This is a genomic window from Acuticoccus mangrovi (genome assembly GCF_016411865.1).
In the GTDB taxonomy this organism is placed as follows: Bacteria; Pseudomonadota; Alphaproteobacteria; order Rhizobiales; family Amorphaceae; genus Acuticoccus; species Acuticoccus mangrovi.
The window spans coordinates 1-1162 of the sequence record NZ_JAEKJA010000060.1 but is presented as its reverse complement, the minus strand read 5'-3'; the positions used below and the strand labels follow the sequence as shown (position 1 = coordinate 1162).

Annotated in this window: 1 protein-coding gene; it reads left to right on the top strand. The window is 64.7% G+C overall.

Features of this window, described 5'->3' with window-relative positions; genetic code table 11:
• The first annotated feature begins 203 nt into the window (after positions 1 to 203).
• Positions 204 to 1142, top strand: coding sequence for an IS110 family RNA-guided transposase (locus JCR33_RS24665; RefSeq protein WP_198884802.1), 939 nt, complete (start codon positions 204 to 206; stop codon positions 1140 to 1142).
• Positions 1143 to 1162: the final 20 nt, after the last annotated feature.

The window sequence follows — 1162 nt, the reverse complement described above, 5'->3', positions numbered from 1 at the left end:
GCTTGTCTTATGCTTCTTCAGCCACTTCGAGGCACAAAGGAACCGCTGGAGCCGGTGGCAGCCGGTCCCAGCGGCGGGGGATGGATCGGGAAACTGCGGGTCGCAAGGACCGGGCTAGAGTCTGATCGCCTCTGTCTTCTCTGTTGGCCTGTACGGATACTTGAGACGGACGGTCTCGCATGACAAGCAAAGGCAGCGAGAAGATGACCGAGGTTACCATCGGCGTCGACATCTCGAAAGATCACCTCGACGCCCATCGCCTCCCTGACGGCGCCAGCCGCCGCTTCACCAACAACGCCCGAGGGATCGCCGGGTTCGTGCGATGGCTCGGCAAGGGCCCCATCGCACGCATCGTGTTCGAGCCGACCGGCCCCTATCACCGCACCTTCGAGCGCACGCTCGGCGAACGGGGCCTACCGCTCGCGAAAGTGAATCCGCGCCAGGTTCGCCGCTTCGCCGAGGCCATCGGCAAGCTCGCCAAGACCGATCGGATCGATTCGATCGTCTTGGCCAGAATGGGCGCGCTCGTCGATCCGGCTGTGCGGGCACCATGCGAGCCGAACCTGCAGGATCTCAGGGAGCTGCGCATCGCCCGCGAGGCATTGGTGAAGGACCGGACGGCGACGCTGAACCGCCAGAAGACGCTCACCGTCGCGCTTCTCAAGCACCAGGCCACACAGCGCCTGAAGCAGCTCGAAGCCCAGCTCCTCGCTCTCGACGAGGCGATCATGGCGGCGATCTCAGCCAGCGCCGCACTCAAGACGCGCTACGACATCCTCGTGACGATTCCTGGCATCTCGCGGGTGACGGCCTTCATCCTCATCATCGATATGCCCGAGCTTGGAACCATGACGGGAAAGGAAGCCGCGAGCCTCGCGGGCCTGGCTCCCGTCAGCCGCCAATCCGGCCGATGGAAAGGGCGCGCCTTCATCCGCGGCGGGCGGGCGCAGCTTCGCCAAGCGCTCTACATGCCGGCCCTCGTCGCAGCCCGCTTCAATGCCGATCTCGCCGCCATCTACCAGCGTATGATCAACGCCGGAAAGCCCGCCAAGGTCGCCATCACCGCGCTGATGCGAAAGCTGATCGTCCTCGCCAACGCCCTCCTGCGCGACGAGCGCATCTGGGCTAAACACGGCGCTTGATCAACACGGATACTCTAGCG